We start from the raw sequence: 26731 nt of genomic DNA on the forward strand, positions 1-26731 counted from the left end.
AAACAATGAACTTGATCAACAACAAGAAAATAGCGATTGTCGGGGGAGGACCCGGCGGACTAACCCTTGCCAGATTACTGCAAATGAACGGCGCAGAAGTAAAGGTGTATGAAAGAGATGCTCATAAGGATGCCCGGCCGAAAGGCGCCACACTCGATTTACACGAAGAATCGGGATTGCTGGCGATCCGAGAAGCCGGATTATGGGAGGCGTTTATGGCTAATTACCGCCCGGGGGCCGATAAACTTCGGATTTTGGACAAAGGTGCCAATATCATCTTTGACGGCGATGCTGAACGCGAGGGAGATATTTCCCGTCCGGAAATAGATCGCGGGCCATTGCAGCAGATTTTGCTGGATTCTTTAAAACCGAACACTGTGGTTTGGGGAAGCCACTTCGTTTCGCTCTCTGAGGATAACGGCGGATGGAAAATTGAATTTAAAGACGGAACGTTCGCAGTGGCCGATCTGGTGATTGCGGCCGATGGTGCCAACTCAAAAATACGTCCTTACATAACCTCCATCCAGCCTTTTTATGCAGGCATTACCATGGTGGAGGGCGCGGTCTACGATTCTGAAAAGTCAACGCCGAATATCCATAAATTGCTAAATGGAGGGAAAATTTTTGCGATGGGAGATGACAAGTCGCTCATTGTAAGTTCAAAAGGGGGCGGGAGTCTGGTGTTTTATACCGGGTCTCATAAAGAAGAAATGTGGAGCGGGACGTCTGGTATTGACTTTTCAGACAAAACTCAGGTGCTTGCATGGTTTAAAACTGAGTTTGCAGGCTGGGACAACGTATGGCTGGAATTGTTTGAAAATGCGACGGGATCATTCGTGCCGCGACCTCAGTACTGCATGCCGCTGGACCAGACCTGGGAAGCCTTGCCAAATCTTACCATGCTGGGTGATGCCGCGCATTTGATGCCGCCCTATGCGGGTGAGGGCGTGAACATGGCAATGCTCGATGCGAAGGAATTAAGTCAATGCCTGCTTAACCCGAAATTTATAGATTTACAAATGGCTATTGCCGCTTACGAAAATCAAATGCGTTCAAGAGCCTCCGAAATCGCCGGAATCACACTTGAATCAACCGCGGCACTGCATGCACCGGAAGCCATTTCCTATCTGTTGGATATCGTGGGCTGACCAGTTCGAGCCGTTTTGGTGAAGAAAAATTATTGCTAAGTTTCAGATTTGTATCTGCGTTCGGATGTACGGGAACCAGTTGCAATCTGAAACTTTATTTTTACTTTTACCAAAAAATAATCGTCATGTATTCTACTGTTTTCTCAAATATTCTACCTCCGCCGGTTGCCCGTCAGGCTCGCTAACCGGAAAGCTCGTTTTCTGATATAATTCTGCCTGTTTTCAGGTTGGGTTAATAACTATTGCCATCACGTTAGTTTTTCGGTTGTCTGGCCTGCGTCAGTTTCGGGACGGGAATTACCTGTCTCCTGTCGTATTTCCATAATCCAACCAATAATGACCAGATATATTTTCATGGTTTTAACCGGAGCGGCAAGCTTCGGGATATTGTCTTCATTCGTTAAGCTGGCCTATCAGCAGGGATATAGCCCCGCAGAAATCTCTTTCGCGCAGGCATTAACAGGCGCTGCGATTTTGTGGACGATCACCTTGTTTTACAAAAAGAAACCTACCAGTGTTTCCTTAACGCGGAAGATGAACTGGCCGCTTCTTTTAACCGGAGCTGCAATCGGGCTTACTACCTTTACCTACTACCTGTCGGTTGCCTACATTCCGGCATCGCTGGCGATCGTCATTCTTATGCAGTTTACCTGGCTCGGCCTTCTGCTGGAATGGATTCTGTTTAAACGAAAACCATCGTGGCCGGAAGTATCGATCACCGCTGTGATTTTAGCCGGAACGATAATGGCAGGAGGTTTACTGAAAAATGCCGGTACATTTTCACTGAAAGGGATTCTTTACGCGCTGACCTCGTCTTTTCTGTATGCGGTTTATATTGTTGCCAATAGCAAGGCGGGGAAAGGAGAACCGCTTTTGAAAAAGAGCGCAATCATCATGACGGGTTCTGCGATCACCATTTTTTTTGTGAATGTGAAACCCTTTTTAACAGCCAGTCAATTCGATATAAACCTGGTCAAGTGGGCACTTTTTCTCGCCGTTTTTGGTACAGTTATCCCTCCTGTGTTATTTGCGAGGGGCATCCCGAGGATTGGTGCCGGGTTAAGCGCAATTCTGATGACCGTGGAATTGCCGGTTGCTATCATCAGTGCATACCTGATTTTGGGCGAATCCATCGATTTGTGGCAATGGTTGGGCGTGTCAGTTATGCTTGGGGCGATCGTTGGGATGAATTTGTTTAAGGGTAAAACCCCGACTGGCAGGTAGTCATAGAAACGAGTAATAAACCAGGCATCCGAATGTCAGATGCCTGGTTTATTGTATGATGACATTATTTAAAACTCAATTTGAACGCGGATTTCGCCGCCAGGATAAGTTGAATTGTGGATATTGAAATAGTATTTGCCGGCCAGCAGGTCAGCTTCATTGATGGCTATTCCGTCCACCACAACTGAGTTTGAAAAGGAACCCGAAACCGTTTTGGGAATCAAGGTGAAGAAATCAAATTTGACAGAAGCGTTGGTACCCTTAGGAGCAGGACCGTGAATGTGAGATCCCGTTGGTACGCCGGCGAGGTTGTTCCAGGTCAGGAAAAAGCTGAGTAATTTGGTGGTTTTGTTATAAGTTACATCGGCTGTTCCTGTGGCGGTGCTTGCGTTGGCCGGAACTTCGTTAGCACCACTCAGCACAAGACCTTTCTTGCTGACGATATGGCTTTGATTGTAAAACTCAATTTGTCCGCGGATTTCGCCGCCAGGGTTTGTTGGGGTATGAAAATTGAAATAATATAAACCGTTCAGCAGGTCGGTTTCATTGATCGCCACGCCGTCTACAACCACTGAATTGGTAAAAGTGCCACTTGGCGTTTTCGAGATCAACGAGGCAAAATCATGTTTTACCGCCGAATTGGTACCTCTTGGAGATGTCCCGTGTATGTGGGCTCCCGTAGGGTTTCCCGTCAGATCATTCCATTTGACGGTATAACTTAGCACTTTACTCACTTTGTCATAGGATACGTCAGCGGATCCCCATGCCTTACTGCTGTTAAAAACGGATTCTTGCGCTGCACTCAAAGGGAGCCCTTTCTGGGACACTACGTTTTCGACTTTGTGGTCTTCGCAAGCTGAAAAAACAGTGACTAATACGATCAGGGAGAATAGTTTGGATAATGACTTCATGGAATAGTTCGTTTAGTTGAAATGATCTATTAAAGTTAATGTTTAATACGGAATCGTATCCTTATCTTGCAATAATAAATTGTTAATAATGAGTGTGTTAGTTTTATTGTGCTGTGTGGGGCGTTGATAACAGCGTTTTGTATATCTGATTCTTTGGAAACGACGATTTGAAATGGGAGAATTACATCGGATTTTAATTCTGGGAGCCACAGGCCGCACGGGAAAAGTGCTTGTAAAACAGGCACTGGAAAAAGGTTATGAAGTGAATGTTCTGGTGCGGGACCTCAACCATTTCAAGGTCAAACATGAGCGTCTGAGAATCATTGAAGGCAATCCTTTGGATCAGGAGATTTTGAATGAAGCCATGCGAGATTGCCGGGCCATCATAAGTACATTGAACATCTCCCGAAAATCAGATTTTCCCTGGTCGGAGCTAAGGACTCCGGAAAATTTTTTGTCTGAAACGATAAGCCGGGTGATCGCGCTAAGTCCTTTGCACGGCATTAGTCGGGTCATTGTGTTGTCGGCCTGGGGTGTTGGCGACTCCCGGAAACATATCCCTGGTTGGTTCAGATGGTTTATTGATCACAGCAACATCGGCGTGGCTTATCGCGACCACGAAGCTCAGGAGCAACTTCTGGCCGCTTCCGGATTAGAATACACGGCCATCAGACCGGCGGCACTGGTGAATGCTACCCGTCCCACAGATGTTTTGGTAAGTTTTGATAATTCGCCGAGACCGGGGCTGACCATCAGCCGGTTTAATGTGGCGCGGTTTGTGTTGGATATTTTAGCAGAAAATACGCACCTGCGGAAAACGCCTGTGATTTCTACATGAAAAACGGCTTTATCTTTTTTCGACGAGATCCTTATAAGCAATCAATTTTATGCCTTTCGCCTTTATGGCTTCCTTAACTTTATGGCTGGTAAAGAGGTCGGTGACACCCTGGCGGTCTTCTGCCACGTTTTCATAACCGATGTGCGAAATCGCTTTCAACTCCGCGTCGTCCAGACCCGGATGATCCAGAAACAGATAGGTTTTCCCGTTTTCGAGTTTACTGAGCATCGAAATGAAACTCCCGATCTTTTCGTCAGAGGTTTTATGAGGACCGTCATAACTTACATATTTATCAACTTTTGGCTCGGCATCTACCGGGATTTTGTATTCTTTGGCAAGTCGTCTGGTTAGTGCTTTTACCTCTTCGGTTATGCCGGTGCAGCCCATGTGGGAAGACAAATGACTGATACGGGGGATTTTCTTAAGAGCCAGCTCAATTTGCGCGCGAAATTCTTTTTCGATGTCGGCCAGTTGCCAGTTGTTTTCCACGACCGATCGTTTTGGGTAATTTTTGTTAGGATAAACCATCGGGAAAAAATATCCGTCCGCATCACGTAAGCTAGGACAATCGGTCATAGGGCGCCATTTTACATTGTCCCATTCGCTGGTTATTGCCAGATGTATTCCCACATCGATCCCGGGATTTTCATTTAACATTTTGACAGCTTCGGGAAACCACGGTGACGGCACAATAACTTCGATCGAGGTTTGTATTCCATCCTTCGAAGATTTGATCAGTCCCAGATTTCCGGAATGTGAATAACCCATGTCGTCACCACGGACGATTAACCGGGGAGGGGATTGTTGGGCGTAGGACGCCGATACAAACAGAGAAAGTAACAGAATTTGGACAGATTTATTCACGATTTATCAGCTTAAATGTTCGTTTTAGAAAATAAGGAGGAACTTGTTTTTGTTGAAGACGTTTGTTAATTCTTTAAAATACTTTGACGATTCGTTTTAAAACAGGACCTCAATTTCGATAAGCAACTGAGTGAGATGTTTCTACCCATGCGTTGCGTCTAAAAGTTATTGTTTTGGAATAGTATCAATTGAATGATCTGATGTAAAAATGAAGATTAAATATCGGGTTACTTTCAGCCAATTTGTTTTTCAATTCCCTACTTTTGCCTCCAATCAAAAAACTAAAAAATGGATATAAAAGTTATTGCCTTTGATGCGGATGACACTTTATGGGTAAATGAGCCCTATTTCAGACGTACTGAGGAGGAGTTTTGCACACTGCTTAGTGAATACCTTCAGCCACATGCTTTGGAGCGGGAATTGTTTAAAATCGAGATTGATAATCTTGGATTATACGGTTATGGCGTAAAAGGGTTTATGCTTTCGATGATCGAAACGGCACTGAAAGTTTCCAACAAAACGATCAGCCTTGATCATATAGAAAAAATCCTTGATTTGGGTAAAAATCTGCTCAACGAGCCCGTTGACCTGCTTGCCGGCGTGGAAGATGTGCTGGATACTTTGAAAGGAAGGTACAGGCTGGTTGTGGCCACGAAAGGTGATTTGCTGGATCAGGAAAGAAAGCTTAAAAAATCAGGTCTGAGCCATTACTTTCACCATATTGAGATCATGTCGGAGAAGGATGATGCGAATTATCTTAAACTGATTAAACATCTCGATATATTGCCCGAGAATCTTTTAATGATCGGAAATTCGCTTAAATCGGATATTCTACCCGTTTTAAATATCGGTGGTTATGGTATTCACGTCCCTTACGCCGTGACCTGGGCGCATGAACAGATTGAGCATACCATTGAAAACGAGCGGTTCAGAACTGTGGAGCATATCAAGGAGATCCTTCAATTCCTGTAAATCAGACGGCAGTATTTTAGCGTAAATTTTATTCACATGCTTTCAAATGCTGATTCGTGGCACGATTCATTAACATGATCTGTTGATTGAAATCTGATTGCGGTCAGCATCCATTATTCATCAAGTACTTCATTTATGAGAACAAAGACCAAAGCCTTTATACTTTTTGCCATGCTGTCGCCTTTTGCCTTGCGGGCTCAGCAGCTTATTACCATGTCCAACAAATGTTACAAACAGGTACAGGCCGGCAATAAACAGAACGATCAGGGACAGTATCAGGATGCGCTCAATACTTTTACGAAGGTTCTCAAAGATTGTTCAGCCAAGGATGCCAAAGAGGAAGGTAATGTGGGAAAGGCCATAGCGTTGAACGGATTGAAACAGTATGAGGAAGCCATTGCTCCGGCAAATGCAGCGATCAAGGTAAGTAAGCAGACGAATGTAACGGCTTATTATGCAAGAAGTTATGCTTATAACAGACTAGGTAGAACGGAAGATGCGAAAGCGGATCTTGTGAAAATAACAGACCTGACCAAAAAAAATAAAAATGTCAAAGCCCGTGCCGGCATGTTTGCGCAGCTCGCACACCTTGATTTTCAATTAAATATGCTGGCAGAGGCTGATACAAATCTGACGAAAGCCATTGAACTGGATCCGACAAACCCTGCTTTTTTTATTCAGAAGGGTGATATGATGATCAAGATCAATAACTATGACGACGCGTTCACTGCTTACGACAAGGTATTGGATCTGGGCAAAAATGATCTCGAAATTTACCAGATCAGAACGGAGGCGCGCTTGAAACAAGTACAGCAGAAATATGTTACGACGGACATTAAAGAGTTGTCGAAAAGAATGACCAAACAGGAGCAGCGTACCTTGTGTGCGGATATGAAAAAGGCGCTGGATTTGGGGCTGAGAAATTTGCAGCTCGACTTGCTGTCCAGCATGATTTGTGAGTAAATAATTGATAAACTAAAACGTTAAGTAGTGAAAAAAAATAGCATTATTATTGTTGCGCTGGCCTTTTTGATTGGCTGTAAAAGTTTAAACAACACCCAGAAAGGAACCGGGATCGGTGTAGCTGGCGGGGCCGCTGCTGGGGCCGCCATTGGTGAGCTTGCCGGAAAAAATAGTGTGATCGGTGCGTTGATCGGTGCGGCTGTGGGGGGATCTGCGGGTTATTTCATTGGAAAACACATGGATAAACAAGCGCAGGAACTGAAACAGGCAATTCCCGATGCAACCGTGGAAAGAGTGGGAGAGGGAATCAACCTGACGTTTAATTCGGGGCTGCTTTTCAAACTTAACTCTGCGGAACTGAGTGAAGATGCTAAAACAGAATTGAAAAAAGTAGGCGGGATTTTAAGTAAATATGACGATACGCAGATATTGCTGGAAGGCCATACGGACGATACAGGTTCCGACGACTATAACCTGAAATTGTCTGAACGCCGTGCCGAATCGGTTTCTAAATATCTTGAATCACAGAATATTCCGTCCTCACGGTTAAGGACAAAATGGTATGGAGAGTCACAGCCCAAATTCCCTAACGACAGTGAAGTAAATCGTGAGAAAAACCGTCGTGTTGAACTTGCCATTTTTGCCAACGACGATATGAAAAAAGATGCCGAGAAAGGAGAGATCCGTTAACGGTAAATAACCAGATAAAAAAAGCCACGGATTTTCAAAATTCGTGGCTTTTTTTATGATTTGGTATAGTTTGCTATGTTGCTGTTGCCACACATTTTCCTCTTAAAAAAGTGTCCTGATTAATCGGTGGAGATATTTCTGGATTTACTGGCCTGATATTTTTACAATTTCTGTTGTGCTCATCCGTGAGCATAGTAGAGGTACCACTAAAGAGCTTCTGGTTTCGGAGGCTCTTTTTTTGTTGATATAAACCGTTCATTGTTATCGATTTATATCTATACCAGAAAATTAGCCCCGAAAACACAACAGGCTGCCCTGTGGAGGCAGCCTGCGTTATTGATATCAGGAATCAGTTTAGCCGATAGTCAATTCTTCGGACGCTGCTTTCTTTTTTGCTTTTTTCTTTTCAAAACGAGCCTTAATTCTATCAACCACCAAATAAGCCGAAGGGACAAGTAATAGCGTCAGAACAAGCGAGCTGGTCAGACCGCCGATAATAACCCAGGCCATACCATTTTTGGTTTCCGCACCTGCACCACTTGCCAAAGCAATCGGCAACATCCCGAAGACCATCGCCAGGGTAGTCATCAAAATCGGGCGAAGACGTTCTTTCCCGGCTTCAACCAATGCATGGACCACTTCATACCCTTCTTCTTTTAAGTGATTGGTAAAATCGACGATCAGAATCGCGTTTTTTGCCACAAGACCGAGTAACATGATCATACCGACAATCGCGAAAACGGTCAAACTTTCCATTGATAATGCCAGTGCCAGAAGTGCACCGATCAAAGCCACCGGAATGGAGAACAATACCACGAAAGGATAAACTACGCTTTCATAAAGCCCGACCATGATAAAGTACACCAGCAGAATCGCAATCACCAAGGCAAGTCCCAAACTGCCGAAAGCATCGCCCTGCTGCTGCATCTGTCCAAGATACTGGATAGAAATACCCGATGGCAAGGTCAGTTTTTCAACCTTCGCTTTGATGTCTGCACCCACGGTTCCCACGGGTCGGCCAACTACCTGCGCATTCACGGAGATTGAAGAAAGCCGGTCAATACGTTGCAAAACGCTTTCACCGATTTGTTCTTCTACCGTCGCGAATTGGGATAACTGAAATGATTTTCCCTGATTATTGACAAAAGTTAACTGGCTGATGTCGGAGGCGCTGGTGCGGTCGAACTGATCCAGACTGACAAGGATATCATATTCCTTTCCATTTTGTTTGAATTTGGAACGGTCATCTCCGCGGAAACCGTTCTGCAAAGCAATCCCGACTTCTGCCGCATTGATGCCGAGTTGGGCCATCCGTTCCCGGTTCAGGTTTACCTTTACCTCCGGTTTTGGATCCTGTACGGAATACTTAACGTCCTGCGTTCCAGGTACAGACTCTGCAACATTTTTAACCAAAGCGGATGCCTTACGAATGGAGTCCAGGTTGGTTCCCTTCACGGCGATCTGGATAGGGGCTTCGGAAGTTCCTACGAGACCGGTGGGGCTAACGGTAACTTTTGTTCCGGCAATTTTCGCAATTTCAGCTTTAACCAACACACTGAAATCTTCGGTCGAAACGGTCCGTTCTTTTTTGTCCGTTAACTTGACATTCAAAGTGGAAAGGTTACTGTTCGATGACGACGTGAGGTTATTGCTGCTGTAACCGATGTTGCTGAACACGTTGGTTACCTCTGGATGTTTCAGCAGCATTTGTTCAGCCTGCTGGGTCACCTTGTTGCTTTCGTAGATTGATGCAGTTGGTGCCAGTTCAATTTGAACAGTAAACTCTCCCTGGTCACTTTGTGGCATAAAAGCCGCTCCAATGAAACCGGCGGGAACCAACGCGATGGCTCCGATCAACAAGGCTAGCACGCCCAAAAATACATATCTTTTATGGCCTAATACTTTGAGCAAAATGCGCCCGTAACCATTTTGAAGGCGGGTCAGCAGGTTTTCAAAGCCGAGGTTAAGTTTTCCCCAAAGTGAACTCGGGTTAAGCACTTCCATTTTTCCAAAACGCGAAACCAGAAGCGGCGTCAGCGTGAAAGAAACGAACAAACTCATCAATGTTGAGAAAACCACCACCAGAGAGAATTCGCGAAGGATATTTCCAATCAATCCGCCGGTCATAGCCAGAGGAACGAAAACCACAACGTCGACTAACGTAATTGCAAGGGCTGTAAAACCAATTTCGCTACGTCCGTCAAGTGCGGCCTGCCAGCGGCTTTTGCCCATTTCCATATGTCTGTTGATGTTTTCCAAAACCACAATGGAGTCATCGACCAAGATCCCAACAACGAGTGAAAGTGCCATCAACGTCATGAGGTTCAGCGAAAACCCAAGGAGATACATCAGAATGAATGTAGGGATAATGGACGAGGGCAACGCGACCAACACGAAAAGCGAGGACCGGAAACTGTGCAGGAACATAAGCATCACCACAGAAACAATGGCAACCGCAAGGAATAAATCAAATACAACCGCATTTGCTGATGCCAATGTATACGTCGACTGGTCGGCCGCGATATTGAATTTTAAACCGGATGAAGCATATTGTTTTTCAAGGGTAACGATTTTCGCCTTTACCTGCTTGCTCACCTCTACGGCGTTGGCATCCGATTGTTTCAAAACCTGCAAACCAATAGAAGGCATCGAATTGATGTGGTTGATCGCCGTCGGTTTTGTGGTGGCATCCACCACTTCGGCCACATCTTTCAATTGTACTTCACCGCCATCCGCAGTTCTGGAAACAATCAGATTTCTGAAAGCGTCGGTGTTTGCTACCGAAGCATCGAAGCGGATGGATAACTGTGAAGCCCTTGTTTCAAGCTGGCCGGCCGGGTAACTTGTGTTGGCATTGTTGATTGCCGCTGCAATTTGCCCGATGGAAAGATTGTAGGCGCGTAATTTCTGTGCATCCACATTAACCTGGATTTCCCGTTCGTTTCCGCCGATCAGGTCGATGCGGCCCACACCAGCCGCATTGGAAAGCTGTGGTTTTAGCTCATCGTCAATCAGGTCATACAGTTTTGCCGGCGAAATATTAGCCGTCACCCCCATACGGAGTACGGGAAGTTCGTCCGTCGAGAATTTGTTGATCGTAGGACGGTCTGCTTCATCGGGCAGTAGATTGATGATCTGCTCAACTTTACGCTGCGCATCCTGTTGGGCGAGCGTCACATCAACCCCGTTTTTCAACTGGATCACCACGATCGACGCGCCTTCCTGAGAAGTGGAGTTGATACGATCCAAACCTTCCAGCGAAGCCAGTGCATCTTCAATTCGTTTGGTGACATTGGTCTCCACTTCATCTGCCGAGGCACCCCGATAGGTCGTGGAAACGCTGATTACGTTTGCCTCAAATTTTGGCAAAAGATTGTATGAAAGCTGTTGGTAACTGATCACACCGAAAAGAATCAATACGGTGAAAATCGTCGTAATCAACAGCGGTCTTTTAACTGATAATTCGGTTATAGACATAGTTGTATGTTTTAATGGTTCCGGACTATACCGCCGGTCTATTTAGTGATCTGAACCGGTTTGCCATTGGTAAGATTCAGCTGCCCGGTTGTAACAACCTGATCGCCTGCCTGTAATCCGCCCAATACTTCGATAAGGTCTCCCAGTTCTCTGCCCACAGTGATTTTTCGCTGTTCGGCCATGTTGTTATTGACCACATATACGTATGGATTTTTCACACTTTCAACTAGCGCAGCCCTTGGGATCTGCAACGATTTTTCTTTTGATTTTTGAGAGAAATCAACATTGACAAAAGTTCCTGCTTTCAGTGGACCGGCACCTCCCACGGTGATTTCAACCGGATAACTGTGTTCCTCATTCCCGCGTGGTGCGATGTAGGTAATCTGTCCGGGATAAATCTTGCCGGCCAAAACATCGGCACTTACTTTTACCTTTTGCCCTTCATGCAGCTGATACACATCCTTTTCATTTACCATAACCTGAACTTTCAGGCGTGATACATCAAGGATTGTCCCAAGCACCGTTCCTGTATTGACAAATTCCCCAACTTCGATATCCTTTTTTACGATGCGGCCGCTGATCGGCGCTTTCACCGTAGCATCCTGAATTTGTTTTGCAATTTGCTCGGCCTTGTTCACAGCACTTTCGTAATCGTATTTTGTTTGATTCAGCTGCAATTCAGTTGTTGCATTGCCGGCGTAAAGGGTGTTGTAACGGGCTACGTCTTTTTTGAGTTTGTCAATGTTAAGCTGCGTTGCCTGTAATGCAAGCTGGTTAAGTTTGTTGTCAATCTGAATCAGCGTCGAGCCTTTCGAGACGTTGCTCCCAAGGTCAAAATTGACGTTTAAGACCTGTCCCTGACTGGTTGCCATGATGGATGTTTCCCTGAACGGGATAAGGTTACCGGTTTTAAGCAAGGACTGGCTCACAGTATCTTCGCTCACCTCGACCACCGTAACGGGAATGGCCGCCGTAGAAGCAACCACCGGTTTATTCTTTTCGTCAATTTTCTTTTTATTGGAAACCAGCCTGGCCCCAATCAGCCCTACAACGGCCAGTATCGCAAGCGTAATAATTATCGTTGTCTTTTTCATTGCCTGTTACAATTTGTTATTTCAAAGTTGATTGAAGAAAGGTAATAAGGTGCCCTGGGCTTGTTCGAGATCGAGCCTCGCCTGGTAGAAGTTGATAAGCGAATTCACATAGTCGGTCTGAGCCTGGCGGTACGCATTTTCGGAGTTAATCAGATCCGTGAGCGGGGTTGTTCCCTGTTTGTATTGAAGCGTGGTCAGGTCATACACTTTTCTGGCCAGTTTCACATTCCGGTCGTCATTTTCGACATTGAATTTGGCCTGATCAAGCTGAGACTCCGAATTGCTAAAAGCAAGTCTGTACGATTGTACGTTCATTTTTTGCTGCTCTTCCTGCGTCACTACTTTGATTTTCGCCTGCTGGATCTGAGCATTTCTGCTGAACCCGTCGAAGATAGGAACGCTCAGTTTGAGTCCGATGCTGGCAAAGCCGACGAAATTCTTGAAAGAATTGCTGAAATCATTTGCCAGAGCAAGCTGACCGTAACGCGCATTGAAGCTCAGCCGGGGCAGGTAACCTGCTTTGATACGTTCCTGATCCAGGCGGTTTAGCGTTAATTCGTTTTCGGTTAACTGATAGTCTGTCAGGTTTTTCGCGTCAAATTGTGCATCTCCGACCGCTGGTAACTGCGTTAATAAAACGGAGTCTTTTACTGCTAATTCCTGCGCCAGATCAAGTCCCATTTGATATTTCAGGCGGTTGAGCGCCAGGGTAACATTGTTTTTTGCCAGTGTCAGCTGTGACCTATTGCTGTTGTAGCTAACCTCTGTACGGTCATAATCAACCGGCTGGATTACGCCGTTATCGCGTTGTAGTTTCAGGATGTTCAACACCTGTTGGGTTTTTTCAAGATTTTCCTCTAACAGGGAAATCTGCTGTTGCGAGACAAAAACCTGATAATAATTTTTTGTTACCTGGTAAATAATGTCCTCCTGCGTTTGCTTTTCATTGAGCTCAGCGCGCTGCTGGTTTGGTTTGTTTGCCTTAATTCCGATCAGCAGCGACTGATCAAAAATGGTCTGGTCGGCCGAAGCAGAGACGTTTGTCTGGTACTTTGAGCCCAAGGCGATACGTGTCGGCTCAGGACCGAAAACACCGGCGGGAAGGAGGGTGGTTTGCAGTTTGAGGTTATCGTCAAGAGAACCATTTCCGGTAATCTGAGGCAGATAACCCGACAATGCCTGCCGTGACTGCTGCCTTGCATTTTCTTTTTGGTATTGCGCGATTCTTACCGTTCCAAAATGTTTGAGACCGTAGTCGATGCAATCCTTTAATGACCAGGCGGTTTGCGCCTGAGAGAGTAACGGGAGGGTAAGAAGCATAACCAGCTTACCGAAAAATCTTCTTTTCATACTAATAGGTTGATGTGTCTACTGTGGATATATCAACTATATATCCAAATTTTTTACTCTTTAACGACGTTTGAAATTTTCCTTACAATGGAAATCAGCGATTCAATTTCTTCCTGACTGATCGACGCAGTCATTCTTCTGTCGATATCTTCGATTGATTCCATCATTTTCGTTACCACCATTTTCCCCGCTGGCGTAAGCTCAATCAGGTTTTTGCGACGATCGTGTGAATCGCTTACGATGCGTACGTAGCCATCGCGGGCGAGTGTCTGGACCGATCGCTGGATGCCTCCTTTATCTTTTTGAGAAAAGTTGGCAATTTCCTGTTGCGACGGTGAGTTACCTTCCCGCAAATAAACCACAAACAGTATCTGAAGCTGTTCGACTTGCAAAGTATAGCCCATCTTAGCCAGTTCCTTATTGGTATTGCGGCCAATAAGGTGCGAAACGTTGAGTATATTAAACAACATCATTTTGCTCAAACGCTCGTAGTTGGCTTTGTTCAGTTCTTTTACTTCTATATTCATGGTGTAAAGGTAAAATAGGTAGACATATCAACCAAATATATTCCCGGTTATCTATGTTAAAATTTTCCAAATGTTAAAAAATGTACTTATATCCTGAAAGTTTTGAAGAAAATATTTAAAAATTAAAAAAAGCTATGCCCGAAAAGTGCATTTAAATCCTGTATTTAACTAACTTACGAAGTTATTTGAAATCAAAGCATACGAATTTTCCTATCCGTTTGAATTTCAACAATTAATCCTGAATCAATATTATTAACAATTTTCTTTTCAGATGAATCGTAGAGAAGCCGTTCAAAAATTAACCCTTCTGATGGGAGGTGTTATTTCTGCGCCTTTAATGGCTGGTGTGATGGGAGAAAAGCTGAATTTTGGCCCTTCTTTGGAGGTTTCTGCCGAACAGGAAGCTTTACTTGCTGAAATTGCCGACGTGATTATCCCCACCACCAAGACACCGGGCGCGAAAGCTGCCGGCGTTGAAAAGTTTATCACCCGTGTGATCCGCGACTGTTATGTGCAGGAAGAGCAGAAAAAGTTCTATGACGGCGTTGAAAGGCTGAACAAAGACAGCAACGCTGTTTACGGAAAGGGTTTTATAGCGTTGGATACAGCTCAGAAAAACGAGATCGTGAAGCGTAGCACCACTGCCGATAAACCATTTTTCGTGCAAATGAAAGGTCTTACAGTGACCGGCTATTTTACTTCGGAAATCGGAGCAACGAAGGCGTTGGATTATCTGCCAATCCCGGGTCGTTTTGACGGTTCTTATCCTATGAAAGAAGGCCAGAAAACGTGGGCGCTTTAAGATCTAAACCTTTCTAAATTATCAAAAGAATTATCACCATGGCGAATTTAAATGTTGATGCAGTAAAAGATATGACCTACGATGCCATCGTAATCGGTTCCGGTGTTTCGGGCGGATGGGCAGCGAAGGAATTGACTGAAAAGGGTTTGAGGGTATTGATGCTTGAAAAGGGAAAACCGCTTGAACACGTTACGGGTTACGAGAATGCGTTGAAAGATCCCTGGGAAATGAAATATAACGGGCGTTTGACAGTAAAACAAAAAGAAACGCACCCGTTTTTGTCCCGTGATTATCCCTACAATGAGATGACCGAAAAGTACTGGATGAACGATTCGGATTCACCTTATGAAGAGAAGAAAAGATTTGACTGGTTTCGACCGAATATCGTTGGCGGGAAATCCATTATGTGGGGGCGTCAGTCGTACCGTTGGAGCGACCTTGATTTTGAAGCGAATTTGAAAGACGGAATCGCAGTTGACTGGCCGATCCGTTATAAAGATATCGCACCATGGTATTCTTACGTTGAAAAACACGTTGGGATTTCGGGTGAAAAACTGGGCTTGCCCCAACTTCCGGACAGCGATTTCTTACCGCCGATGGAAATGTATTTTGTGGAAAAAGAGGTTCGCAAGAGACTGGAAAAACAATTTCCTGGCCGTACCATGACAATTGGCAGGGTTGCCAACCTTTCGCAGGCGGGCAAAATCCAGCTTGAAGGAGGGCGTTCTCCATGTCAGTACCGTAACCGCTGTTCTTATGGCTGCCCTTACGGAGCCTATTTCAGCACGCAGTCAAGTACTTTACCACCGGCGGTAAAAACGGGTCTTTTGACGTTGCGTCCTGATTCTGTGGTGCGGGAAATTGTTTATGATAAAGTAAAACAAAAGGCAACGGGCGTGAAGGTAACGGATTCGGTTACCCTGGAAGAGCGTGAATATTTTGCCAAGATTATATTTGTTTGTGCGAGTGCGATTGGTACTTCGCTGGTGCTTTTGAACTCAACGTCTGACCGTTTCCCGAATGGTTTGGGTAATGATTCAGGTGAATTGGGGCATAACCTGATGGATCACCATTTCCGTACGGGAGCAAGCGGGGTTTGGGAAGGTGACCTTGATAAATATTATTTCGGTCGTCGTGCTAACGGGATCTACATTCCCCGTTACCAGAATATCGGTTCTGATAAGCGTGATTATTTGCGTGGATATGGTTATCAGGGCGGTGGCGGTCGTCAGGGCTGGCAGCGTAATGTTGCTGAACTTGCTTTCGGCGCTGATTTCAAAGAAGAGTTAACGACCCCGGGACAGTGGACAATGGGCTTTGGTGGTTTTGGCGAAACTTTGCCATACCATGAAAACTATATGTACCTGAACAAGGATAAAAAGGATAAATGGGGCATGCCAACCGTTGTTTTTGACGCTGATCTTCGTGAAAACGAGAAAAAAATGCGTAAAGACATGATGAACGATGCGGCTGAGATGCTTGAAAAGTCTGGTCTTAAAAATGTGAAAACGCATGACAACGGATCTTATCTGGGTATGGCAATTCACGAGATGGGAACGGCGCGTATGGGTCGTGATCCGAAAACATCTGTTTTGAATGGAAATAACCAGATGCATGCGGTGAAGAACGTTTTTGTAACGGATGGAGCCGCCATGGTTTCGGCTTCCTGTGTGAACCCTTCACTTACTTACATGGCGCTTACGGCAAGAGCAGCTGATTTCGCTGTGAAGGAATTGAAGAAAAAGAATATCTGATAAAAGGATAAATAATTTGTTTTCCCCCTGGCTGAATTTTGCGATTCGGCCAGGGGGATTTTTTTATGGATTAAAATTCATGTTTGTGGGATCTGGCTTTTTTTTTCATGGATTAAAATCCATGGCTACAAGATCGGTCATGCCTACGGCATTGTCATTTCCTTTCAAATCGCCAATCTTCCATTATCCGGAACCCTGTTCCAGGCCAAAAGTGCCGAACGGTACGTCCCATCTTGTAGCCCGGGAATTTATTCCTGGAATTCTAAATTGATAAAAGCTTATCAAAATGATAGGGTTTTATTTCTTCCTTTCACAGTGGTTTGATTTTATCTTATTGATAGACATTTGATTAGGTTTCGTGCCAGAATTCAGGATCATTTTTGGTATTAACACTATCGTAACAATTTAAAAAACGATGAGAACGAAACCAGCAACAGGAATTTACAAGCAGATGCAAAAATTTGCCGATCTGACGCGCATGATGATTGCAAGAAATGATATGCCGCGGGTTAAAAAATGTCTGGACTTTGCTGAAAACCTTTTGATCAATGGAAATAAGCAAACAAAAAACGCAGTGGCGATGGTATATGTCTACACTGTTTCAGGCACGCTCGAATTAAATCACTGCAATATCGACGCACTCTTTCCCAAAACGCTGAAAGCTGAATACATCAAACAAATCAATGCATTATAAAATCAATTTAACTTAAATATCATGATCACAATCCTCTTGGTATCCGCCGGAATTTTATGTTTCGCACTCTTTTACAAAACCGTCAATTTTTTTGAAAATATCTAACCATGGCAGCACTGTTTTTTATCTCCATATGCGTGTTTGGTTACATCTGTTATGTACTGATCAAACCCGAAAAATTCTGACCGGATTTAACTGCCGGAAACTGAAATCGAATTAAAAATTAGAAAAAATGAACACTGAAATATTTGGAATCATTGCCATGTTTATCCTGACGGTTGCCTTTGCAATACCGTTTGGGAAATACATCGCAAAAGTTTACGCAGGCGAGAAAACATCCTTGGACCCTGTTTTTAACCCAATTGAAAAATTGTTTTTCAAAATCGGCGGTATCGACGAAAAGGCCGAAATGAATTGGAAACAGCACATGTTTTCAATGATCACCATCAACATGGTCTGGTTCGTTCTGGGGATGTTTGTGCTGATGAACCAAGGCTGGTTACCACTGAACCCGGATGGAAATCCGGGACAAAGCGCCGATCTGGCCTTTAATACCAGTATTTCTTTCGTGGTAAACTGTAACTTACAGCATTACTCGGGCGAATCGGGAGTAAGTTATTTATCGCAGCTGTTTCTGATGTTTCTTCACTTTGTAACAGCAGGAACGGGTATGGCGGCAGCGGCAGTTTTGTTTTTAGCGCTGCGCGAACGGACAACCGACAAATTGGGCAATTTTTATAATCTGATGGTAAAATCATGCACGAGGATTTTACTTCCACTTTCGATTGTTGTTGCTTCTATCCTGGCTTTCAACGGAACGCCGATGACTTTTGAAGGTAAAGATACCATCATCAATATGCAGGGCGATACCGTACAGGTTTCGACAGGGCCGGTTGCCGCATTTGTAGCAATCAAGCATTTGGGGACGAATGGTGGCGGATATTATGGAGCCAATTCAGCGCATCCGCTGGAAAATCCGAATTACCTGACCAACATGACGGAGATGTTTTCGCAGATGGTAATTCCGATTGCTATGGTTTTTGCTTTCGGATTTTTCCTGAAAAGAAGAAAGATGGGATGGATGATCTTTGGTGTGATGACCGCTGGTTTTCTGGTCCTCACCATTCCGACGATCATGTGGGAAAATGGAGGTAACCATGCCATCACTGCGATGGGAATCGACAACAGCGCCGGTGCGATGGAAGGCAAGGAAGTCAGGTTGGGAAGTACCGCATCAGCGTTTTGGAGTATAGCGACTACCGTTATATCCACCGGTTCGATCAATAGCATGCACGACAGCTTTACGCCCCTGTCCGGTATGACCCAGCTGCTGGGCATGATGACCAACGCATTTTATGGCGGTGTGGGAGCGGGTATGCTTAACTTCTTTATTTTTATCATTCTGGCCGTGTTTATCAGCGGGTTGATGGTCGGTCGGACACCTGAATTTATGGGTAAAAAGATCGAAGCCAGAGAAATGAAAATTGCGATGATTGTAGCCTTGCTTCATCCGTTCCTGATCTTGGTGGGTACTGCGCTCGCAGCGGCATTCCCGTCGATCACTTCCGCTACGCTGGCTAATCCCGGTTTTCATGGATTCACCGAAATGTTGTACGAATACACTTCATCATCGGCAAACAACGGTAGCGGGTTTGAAGGGTTGGGAGATAATAATCCCTGGTGGAACATCAGTACAGGTTTTGTTTTGATCCTGTCACGTTACATTCCGATCATTGGTCCAATTGCGATTGCCGGCCTTTTAGCTAATAAAAAATACATTCCTGAAAGCGCAGGGACGTTAAAAACGGATTCTTCGACCTTCGGGATTATGATTCTGGCGGTTATCGTGATCATCACGGCGTTATCTTTCTTCCCGGCACTGACCTTGGGTCCAATTGCCGAATATTTCACGCTGCGCTAACAACTGAATTCATTTTAATAGTGCTGCGAAAGCGCTGGGTTATACAATAACCGGTAGTCTGAAAAGCAGCGAATACCAAAATCAATAACGGCGAAATGCCATCAGGAAATGAAAAATAAAGATACGTCCTTGTTCCAAAAGGACCTGGTCAACGAAGCCCTCAAACAGGCATTTGTCAAACTGAATCCCAAAATAATGTTCCGCAATCCGGTGATGTTCACGGTGGAAATCGGAACGGCAATTATGCTGGTGGTAAGTATATGGACTTTAATGGGGGAGAAATCTCAGGGGAGTTTTGCCTATAATTTTACGGTGTTTTTAGTGTTATTACTGACTCTGCTTTTTGCCAATTTTGCGGAGGGACTCGCAGAGGCGAGAGGTAAGGCACAGGCCGACAGCTTGCGTAAAACAAGAGAAGAAACACCGGCGAAACTGGTTATCGAAAACAAAGCCGGGTTCTCGGTTTCGACCAGACAAGTGATGTCTGCTTCGATGAGAAAAGGGGATATTTTTATCTGTGAGGCGGGTGATAACATTGCAACCGACGGCGAGATTATCGAAGGGCTGGCGACGATTGATGAAAGTGCAATTACGGGTGAAAGTGCTCCCGTAATTCGTGAAGCGGGTGGAGATAAAAGCAGTGTGACGGGTGGAACAAAGGTTTTGTCTGACAAGATCAAGGTTATGGTAACGACAGAACCGGGTGAGAGTTTTCTTGACAAAATGATTGCTCTGGTAGAAGGTGCCAGTCGTCAGAAAACACCCAATGAAATTGCGCTTACGATTCTTTTAGCCGGATTTACACTGGTCTTTATTATCGTCTGCGTGACGTTGAAACCTTTCGCTGACCATGCCAATACACCGATCACCATTGCAGCATTTATTTCGCTTTTCGTTTGTCTGATCCCGACAACGATAGGTGGTCTTTTGTCGGCCATTGGTATAGCCGGTATGGACCGCGCACTTCGTGCAAATGTGATTACAAAGTCCGGGAAAGCCGTTGAAACCGCCGGGGATATTGATGTACTTCTTTTGGATAAAACCGGTACGATTACGATCGGGAACAGAAAAGCGACAAATTTTTACGCCGCCAAAGGTGTGACTGACAATCATTTCATTAAATGTGCCGTATTAAGCTCCATTGCTGACGAAACGCCGGAAGGGAAATCTATCCTGGAACTGGCGAATCTGAATCCGTCGACTTATGCGAATTTGAATAACCCGACTTTTATCAAGTTCACGGCTGAAACAAGAAGTTCAGGTGTTGATTTTGATGAAACCAGAATCCGTAAAGGTGCTTTCGATTCGATCAGAAATCTCACTACAAAAGCTGGTAACAAATTTCCCGCTGAAATTGAGGATAGGACCAAAGCGATATCGAACAACGGGGGAACGCCGCTCGTGGTTTCGGAAAATGAAAAGGTACTTGGCGTGATTGAATTGCAGGATATTATTAAACCGGGTATCAGTGAACGTTTCGAGCGTCTGCGTAAAATGGGTGTAAAAACAGTGATGGTAACCGGAGACAATCCGCTGACAGCGAAGTTTATTGCCGAAAAAGCAGGTGTGGATGATTTTATCGCCGAAGCGAAACCGGAAGATAAGATGAATTACATCAAAAGAGAGCAGGAAAGTGGTAAGCTCGTGGCGATGATGGGTGATGGAACCAACGATGCGCCGGCGCTTGCGCAGGCTGATGTTGGAGTGGCCATGAACAGTGGAACGCAGGCAGCCAAGGAGGCAGGTAATATGGTCGACCTGGATAATGATCCGACGAAACTGATTGAAATTGTGGAGATTGGAAAACAGTTGTTGATGACACGAGGTACGCTGACCACTTTCTCAATCGCCAATGACGTCGCCAAATATTTTGCAATTATCCCGGCCTTGTTTATTGCCGCGATCCCTGCCCTTAAAGGTCTGAATATTATGGATCTGCATAGTCCTGAAAGTGCAATTTTGTCAGCCGTGATTTTCAACGCGATCATTATCCCGATACTGATTCCATTGGCACTGAAAGGGGTGGCCTATAAACCGATCGGAGCGAGCGCGTTACTGAGAAGAAACCTGTTTATCTATGGTTTGGGAGGTGTAGTAATTCCTTTCCTAGGTATCAAGGTAATTGATTTGCTGGTGAGTATCTGGTTGTAATTATTGATCATAATGTCCATGAACACTGATAACAAGGATGTCTTTTTCGGCGACCGGCTTATAAATCAAACGATGTTCGTCTGTAATTCGTCTGCTCCAATATCCCTTATACTGATGTTTAAGCCCTTCCGGTTTGCCCAGTCCTTCGAAAGGGTGCTTATGGATATCATTGATCAGTTCAAAAACTTTTTTAACGAGACGAGGTTTACTTTTAGACCAGTGTGTGAGATCTTCAATCACTTGAAGAGAGAAAATCGTGTTATTCATTCCTGTGCGATGTGCTTTACAAATTGTTCAAAGCTATCTCCGCTAAACGAAATAACATTTCCTTTTTCGAAATCGTCGATTGATTTATCAAGCCTCGAGAAATATTCTTCACGACTCTCATCGCGAAGGAGTCCAAGGGATGGCTTATCGGTGATGCTAATTGTGACCTCGCTGTCTTTTGAAACACTTAATAATGCTTTGATTTTGGAAATCAATTCGTCAGTGAACTCAGAAGATTTAATTTTCAGTACAGCTTCCATAAAATATAAATTTCTATAAAGTTAAAATAAATAACAATGAAAACGAACCTATTTCCCGCAATCAGATTGACCGCCATTACGCTGGTTTTCTTTGCAGGTGTTTATACAATCATCATCTGGGGTGTTGCCCAATTGGCTCCAAATCATGGCAATGGCGAGGTAATAACACAAAATGGTAAAAAATATTACACCAACGTTGGCCAGACTTTTACGGAGGATAAATACTTTAATTCCCGTCCGTCTGCGGTGGATTACAACTCGGCGGGTAGCGGCGGGAGCAACAAGGGACCGTCAAATCCTGAATATCTGCAAACCGTTCAGGCGCGTATTGACACTTTTTTAGTGCACAACCCGGAGGTGAAAAAACAGGACATTCCGGTCGAATTGGTAACGGCCAGCGGTAGCGGACTAGACCCGGACATATCTCCCAAAGCTGCTTTGGTACAGCTGAAAAGGATCGCCAAAACAAGAAACCTTTCCGAAAAGAATGTGGAGGAATTAATCGAAAAAAATACGGAAGCGCCATTGCTCGGACTTTTGGGTCCTGCAAAAGTCAATGTATTGAAATTGAACATGGCGCTTGATCAGAGTAAATAAGTCAATTGAATTACGCAACGTTTTATATATTAATCGATTAGGTAGAATTGTTTTATGCCGGGTGAAAAGAGGGAAAGAGAAGTCAAGTTTTCAAAATGGGGTTGCCCGGTCTTGACTTCTCGAAAGACCCGGATCAGACTTCCCGATGACTCGGACCTGATCTCCATGGCGTTCAAAGCCGGCATCTTGATAACTTATCAATTCTCCCACTCGACAAGAATAACTTCAAAAATCCAGTACGCTTACCAACATGAAAATGAATAAATTATTATTAATTGCCGCCGGAATGATTTCATTTCAGGCCATTGCACAGGACACGATCTCAACAGAAAAGCCAAAATCAAATCCTTTAACTTTTTCGGGATATGTTGAAGCCTTTTACAGCTATGATTTTAACAAACCCGCCAATCATGAAAGGCCTTCATTTTTATATAATTTTAACAAACACAACGAAGTAAATCTGAATCTTGGCCTTTTTAAAGTTGCCTATAACACCGAAAATGTACGTGCAAACCTGGCGGTGATGGCCGGAACTTATGCGCAATATAATTTGTCGGCGGAGCAGGGGCTGCTTAAAAATATTTTTGAAGCCAACGTAGGAGTCAAAATCTCAAAGAAAAATAATTTGTGGGTTGATGCAGGAATTATGCCGTCACACATCGGATTTGAAAGTGCGATCGGAAAGGATAACTGGAATTTGACGAGGAGTTTGCTGGCTGAGAATTCGCCATACTACGAGGCGGGCGTGAAAATCGGTTTCACGAGTAAAGACGAAAAATTATACGCCGCAGCCATGTATCTGAATGGCTGGCAGCGGATCCAAAAAGTTCAGGGAAATCAGACACCGGCATTTGGAACACAGCTGACTTATAAACCATCTGCGAAAACTACCCTGAATTGGAGCACCTACATCGGGAACGAGCAGCCGGACAGCACAAAACAGTGGAGATATTTTAGTAACCTTTACGGGCAGTTTCAGCTAACCGATAAGTTTGGTTTGACTGCTGGATTTGACATGGGTGCCCAGCAGAAAAGCAAGGGCAGCAGCAGTTACAATGTTTGGTATACGCCCGTTTTAATTGCCCGTTATACGCCGAATGAAAAAATCAGGATTGCGGCCCGCGGAGAATATTATGCAGACGAAAAGGGAGTAATTATCAGTACCGGAACGCCAAACGGATTCAAAACTTTCGGATACTCGGCAAACTTTGACTATCTGCCAGCGTCCAACGTGATGTTCCGTCTGGAAGCGAGAGCTTTTAACAGCAAAGACGATATATTTACAAAGGACGGCAAGGCCGAAAGCCAGAATTACTTTGTGACAACATCAGTGGCCATATCATTTTAATGACTGAAAAGGAAAATAACGTAAAACATTTTCTGGACCTCATCAAAAAATCCAGGAAAGGGAAGTTTAAAATCTACATCGGCATGAGTGCCGGTGTAGGTAAAACCTTCCGTATGCTGCAAGAGGCGCACACATTGATGCGAAATGGTATCGATGTGAAAATCGGTTATATAGAAACGCACAACCGGAAGGAAACCCACGACCTGCTCGAAGGGCTGCCGATTATCCCGAGAAGAAAACTGTTTTACAAAGGTAAAGAACTGGAAGAGTTTGATTTGCAGGCGGTGATCAGTTTGCGGCCGGAAATTGTCATTGTGGATGAACTGGCGCACACCAATATCGAAGGCAGTAAAAACGATAAACGGTGGCAGGATGTTTTGGAAATACTGGATGCCGGTATCAACGTGATCAGTGCGGTCAATATCCAGCATATCGAAAGTCTGAACGAAGAGATTAAGCAGATTACCGGGGTTGAGGTAAAAGAACGAATTCCGGACAGTGTGTTAAAGCTGGCCGATGAAGTCGTCAATATCGACCTTACTGCCGACGAATTGATCACACGTTTGAAGGAAGGTAAGATTTATGCAACTGAAAAAGTCCCTACGGCACTTAACAACTTTTTTACATCCGGGAATATTTTACAGCTCCGTGAACTGGCGCTGAAAGAAGTAGCCAGTCAGGTGGTTAGAAAGGTGGAGAGTGAAATTACTTCGAGGGGAACCACCTCGTTGAAGCCGAATAAATTTATGGCCTGCATCAGCAGCAATGCGCAGACGGCCAAAATTGTAATCCGGAAAACTGCGAGACTGGCCAGTTATTATAATAGTCCGTGGGTGTTGCTTTATGTTCAGACACCCAAGGAGAGTATGGATAAAATTGCGCTCGACAAGCAGAGGCATCTTATAAATAATTTTAAGCTCGCCACAGAACTTGGCGGCGAAATAATTCGTATCGAAAGTGCGCATGTATCCAAGACAATCATGGAAGTTGCCGAGCAAAGGCAGATCACAACAATTTGCATCGGAAAGCCGCATATGAATTTGTTTAAAGTAATTTTGGCTACCAATATCTTTAACCAGTTATTGAAAAAGCTATCTATTTCCGAAATTGACCTGGTTATTCTGTCCTGATGAAAATAAAAACCAAATTAACCCTGGGGGTAGGACTGCTGTTTCTGATGATCATTATATTGTCGTTGGTGGCTGCACGGTATATCAATGTGCTGAAAAATGACACCGAAAATATTCTGGTCGATAATTATAATACCCTCGAATATTCTCGTAATATGCTGATGGCGCTGGATCAGGCGCAGCAGAGTACAAAAGCGCTTCTGGCTTTTGAAGATAACCTCAATAAACAGCGGCAGAATGTAACGGAAATAGGAGAACGGGAAGCTACGGATGCCATTTCCGATCATTTGATTCAGTTGAAAAAAATGCCGTCCGATATGTCGCTGCATCAGGTGATCAGAAAAGATATTACCGAGCTTATGCGGCTTAATATGGAGGCCATTCAGCGGAAAAGTGAAATTGCGCAACAGACCGCCCGTTCGGCCAATCTTTGGATCGTGATTACGGGGACGCTTTGTTTTCTTTTTGCCTTTACGCTGCTCGTCAATTTGCCAAGTAACATAGCTAATCCGATTAAGGAACTTACTGAAAGTATCAAGGAGATTGCAGCAAAAAATTATTCTCAAAGGGTACATTTTGGAAGCAAAAACGAGTTTGGCGAATTGGCAGGATCCTTCAATACCATGGCTGAAAAATTGGAAGAATACGACAGTAGCAATCTCTCTAAAATACTATTTGAAAAGAAAAGGATAGAAACGCTGATCAATAATATGCACGAGCCGGTTTTAGGACTCGATGAACATAAAAAAGTGTTGTTCGCGAACGACGAAGTACTGAAAATATCAGGACTTCTGGCTGAGGATATTATTGGTAAACCTGCCGTGGAAGTAGCATTGGATAATGATCTGATCCGTTCGCTCGTGCAGGGGCTGGTCTCGCAAAAAAACGATACGGAAAAGGAGAAGCCGCTGAAAATTTACGCAGATAACAAGGAGAGTTATTTTGAGAAAGAGATTGTAAATATCACGATTACACCAACGGGAGAAAAGGAGAAGATCTTTATCGGTCAGGTGATTGTGCTTAAAAATATTACACCATTTAAGGAGCTCGATTTTGCTAAGACCAACTTCATCGCCACGGTCTCCCATGAATTGAAGACACCGATTTCTTCCATAAAAATGAGTGTTCAATTGTTGGAAAATAAACAAACCGGTGATGTGAACGAAGAGCAGAAGCAACTGATTGATAGTATCAAAGATGATAGTAACCGCCTGCTCAAAATAACCGGAGAATTGCTCAATCTCTCACAGGTAGAAACCGGAAATATACAATTAAATATTCAGCAGAGCAGTCCATATAAAATACTGCAATATGCGATGGAGGCGGTCAGGATACAGGCGGATCAGAAGCAGATCCAGCTGATTTCTGAGGTCGATGAAAACCTGCCTGAAGTGAAGGCCGATACAGAAAAAACAGCCTGGGTTTTAATTAACTTTTTGACTAACGCCATTCGTTATTCTCTGGAAGAAAGCAAAATTGTGATTGGTGTGAAGAAGGAAATTACAGGCGTATTGTTTTCGGTGAAAGATGAAGGGAAGGGTATCGAAAGCCGGTATCGGGAGAAAATTTTCGACCGTTATTTTCAGGTGCCGGGTAGTGCAAAAACGGGTACCGGCCTTGGTCTCGCCATCAGCAAGGAGTTTATTGAAGCCCAAGGTGGGAGGATCGGAGTAGATTCTGAGATTGGAATGGGCAGTACTTTTTATTTTAATTTGAATTCTTAAATATGTTTGAAAAGCGTTACAAACG

At 44.3% G+C, this 26731-nt stretch carries 23 protein-coding genes; 15 read left to right on the forward strand and 8 right to left on the reverse strand.

All coding sequences use genetic code 11. The features are described from left to right. Positions 1–5: 5 nt before the first annotated feature. A complete protein-coding gene (locus M1L62_RS16535) occupies positions 6–1148 on the forward strand; it encodes an FAD-dependent oxidoreductase (RefSeq protein ID WP_254560715.1) in 1143 nt (380 codons plus the stop codon). Positions 1149–1484: 336 nt separating this feature from the next. After that, positions 1485–2372, forward strand: coding sequence for an EamA family transporter (locus tag M1L62_RS16540; RefSeq protein ID WP_254560716.1), 888 nt, complete (start codon positions 1485–1487; stop codon positions 2370–2372). A gap of 68 nt (positions 2373–2440) precedes the next feature. Here the strand turns inward: M1L62_RS16540 and M1L62_RS16545 are convergent, their stop codons facing one another. After that, the gene (locus M1L62_RS16545) at positions 2441–3283 is read right to left on the reverse strand and encodes a CHRD domain-containing protein (RefSeq protein WP_254560717.1); all 843 of its coding nucleotides are present in this window, start codon (positions 3281–3283) and stop codon (positions 2441–2443) included. A gap of 172 nt (positions 3284–3455) precedes the next feature. Here M1L62_RS16545 and M1L62_RS16550 point away from each other — a divergent pair, with 172 nt between their 5' ends. Then, positions 3456–4121, forward strand: a complete 666-nt coding sequence (locus M1L62_RS16550) for an NAD(P)-dependent oxidoreductase (protein WP_254560718.1) — start codon at positions 3456–3458, stop codon at positions 4119–4121. Between the two features lie 9 nt (positions 4122–4130). Here M1L62_RS16550 and M1L62_RS16555 read toward each other — a convergent pair whose 3' ends face one another. Next, positions 4131–4985 (reverse strand): polysaccharide deacetylase family protein, encoded by an 855-nt coding sequence (locus M1L62_RS16555; RefSeq protein ID WP_254560719.1) that lies wholly within the window; start codon positions 4983–4985, stop codon positions 4131–4133. Between the two features lie 288 nt (positions 4986–5273). On the opposite strand from M1L62_RS16555, the gene M1L62_RS16560 reads away from it, so the two are divergent. From M1L62_RS16560 to M1L62_RS16570, 3 genes are all read left to right on the forward strand, one after another. Beyond that, a complete protein-coding gene (locus tag M1L62_RS16560; protein WP_254560720.1) occupies positions 5274–5957 on the forward strand; it encodes an HAD family hydrolase in 684 nt (227 codons plus the stop codon). 135 nt (positions 5958–6092) lie between these two features. Then, positions 6093–6920, forward strand: a complete 828-nt coding sequence (locus M1L62_RS16565) for a tetratricopeptide repeat protein (RefSeq protein WP_254560721.1) — start codon at positions 6093–6095, stop codon at positions 6918–6920. Between the two features lie 27 nt (positions 6921–6947). Further along, a complete protein-coding gene (locus M1L62_RS16570) occupies positions 6948–7610 on the forward strand; it encodes a YiaD family glycine zipper/OmpA-like lipoprotein (protein WP_254560722.1) in 663 nt (220 codons plus the stop codon). A gap of 354 nt (positions 7611–7964) precedes the next feature. Here the strand turns inward: M1L62_RS16570 and M1L62_RS16575 are convergent, their stop codons facing one another. From M1L62_RS16575 to M1L62_RS16590, 4 genes are read right to left on the reverse strand one after another with little or no spacing between them, the layout of a single operon-like run. Then, the gene (locus M1L62_RS16575) at positions 7965–11087 is read right to left on the reverse strand and encodes an efflux RND transporter permease subunit (protein WP_254560723.1); all 3123 of its coding nucleotides are present in this window, start codon (positions 11085–11087) and stop codon (positions 7965–7967) included. A gap of 38 nt (positions 11088–11125) precedes the next feature. After that, on the reverse strand, positions 11126–12181 hold the full coding sequence (locus M1L62_RS16580; protein WP_254560724.1) for an efflux RND transporter periplasmic adaptor subunit: 1056 nt from the start codon (positions 12179–12181) through the stop codon (positions 11126–11128). Between the two features lie 21 nt (positions 12182–12202). Beyond that, on the reverse strand, positions 12203–13531 hold the full coding sequence (locus tag M1L62_RS16585; RefSeq protein ID WP_254560725.1) for a TolC family protein: 1329 nt from the start codon (positions 13529–13531) through the stop codon (positions 12203–12205). A 53-nt stretch (positions 13532–13584) separates the two neighbouring features. Beyond that, positions 13585–14058, reverse strand: a complete 474-nt coding sequence (locus tag M1L62_RS16590) for a MarR family winged helix-turn-helix transcriptional regulator (protein ID WP_254560726.1) — start codon at positions 14056–14058, stop codon at positions 13585–13587. Between the two features lie 271 nt (positions 14059–14329). Here M1L62_RS16590 and M1L62_RS16595 point away from each other — a divergent pair, with 271 nt between their 5' ends. From M1L62_RS16595 to kdpB, 5 genes are all read left to right on the forward strand, one after another. Further along, positions 14330–14860, forward strand: coding sequence for a gluconate 2-dehydrogenase subunit 3 family protein (locus M1L62_RS16595; protein WP_254560727.1), 531 nt, complete (start codon positions 14330–14332; stop codon positions 14858–14860). A 38-nt stretch (positions 14861–14898) separates the two neighbouring features. Beyond that, positions 14899–16614 carry a GMC oxidoreductase gene (locus M1L62_RS16600; protein WP_254560728.1) on the forward strand — a complete coding sequence of 572 codons (1716 nt, stop codon included), beginning with the start codon at positions 14899–14901 and terminating at the stop codon, positions 16612–16614. A gap of 415 nt (positions 16615–17029) precedes the next feature. Then, positions 17030–17308: a DUF7674 family protein gene (locus tag M1L62_RS16605; RefSeq protein ID WP_254560729.1), complete on the forward strand. Its 279-nt coding sequence runs from the start codon at positions 17030–17032 to the stop codon at positions 17306–17308. Positions 17309–17540: 232 nt separating this feature from the next. Next, positions 17541–19229: a potassium-transporting ATPase subunit KdpA gene (kdpA, locus tag M1L62_RS16610; RefSeq protein WP_254560730.1), complete on the forward strand. Its 1689-nt coding sequence runs from the start codon at positions 17541–17543 to the stop codon at positions 19227–19229. A gap of 108 nt (positions 19230–19337) precedes the next feature. Further along, the gene (gene kdpB, locus M1L62_RS16615) at positions 19338–21380 is read left to right on the forward strand and encodes a potassium-transporting ATPase subunit KdpB (RefSeq protein WP_254560731.1); all 2043 of its coding nucleotides are present in this window, start codon (positions 19338–19340) and stop codon (positions 21378–21380) included. On the opposite strand, the gene M1L62_RS16620 is transcribed toward kdpB, so the two are convergent. Both M1L62_RS16620 and M1L62_RS16625 read right to left on the reverse strand, forming a co-directional pair. Then, positions 21381–21647: a Txe/YoeB family addiction module toxin gene (locus M1L62_RS16620; protein ID WP_254560732.1), complete on the reverse strand. Its 267-nt coding sequence runs from the start codon at positions 21645–21647 to the stop codon at positions 21381–21383. Continuing rightward, the gene (locus tag M1L62_RS16625) at positions 21644–21907 is read right to left on the reverse strand and encodes a hypothetical protein (RefSeq protein WP_254560733.1); all 264 of its coding nucleotides are present in this window, start codon (positions 21905–21907) and stop codon (positions 21644–21646) included. Before M1L62_RS16625 ends, M1L62_RS16620 begins: the two co-directional genes overlap by 4 nt. A 36-nt stretch (positions 21908–21943) precedes the next feature. On the opposite strand from M1L62_RS16625, the gene M1L62_RS16630 reads away from it, so the two are divergent. From M1L62_RS16630 to M1L62_RS16645, 4 genes are all read left to right on the forward strand, one after another. Beyond that, a complete protein-coding gene (locus M1L62_RS16630; protein ID WP_254560734.1) occupies positions 21944–22504 on the forward strand; it encodes a K(+)-transporting ATPase subunit C in 561 nt (186 codons plus the stop codon). Positions 22505–22760: 256 nt separating this feature from the next. After that, positions 22761–23852 carry a porin gene (locus M1L62_RS16635; RefSeq protein WP_254560735.1) on the forward strand — a complete coding sequence of 364 codons (1092 nt, stop codon included), beginning with the start codon at positions 22761–22763 and terminating at the stop codon, positions 23850–23852. Continuing rightward, positions 23852–24982: a sensor protein KdpD gene (locus tag M1L62_RS16640; RefSeq protein WP_254560736.1), complete on the forward strand. Its 1131-nt coding sequence runs from the start codon at positions 23852–23854 to the stop codon at positions 24980–24982. Before M1L62_RS16635 ends, M1L62_RS16640 begins: the two co-directional genes overlap by 1 nt. Then, entirely contained in the window at positions 24982–26706 is a 1725-nt protein-coding gene (locus M1L62_RS16645; RefSeq protein ID WP_254560737.1) for a HAMP domain-containing sensor histidine kinase, read from the forward strand. Before M1L62_RS16640 ends, M1L62_RS16645 begins: the two co-directional genes overlap by 1 nt. The last annotated feature ends 25 nt before the right edge of the window (positions 26707–26731 follow it).

Origin of the sequence: Dyadobacter diqingensis, from assembly GCF_024220585.1 — a bacterium.
Taxonomy (GTDB): domain Bacteria; phylum Bacteroidota; class Bacteroidia; order Cytophagales; family Spirosomataceae; genus Dyadobacter; species Dyadobacter diqingensis.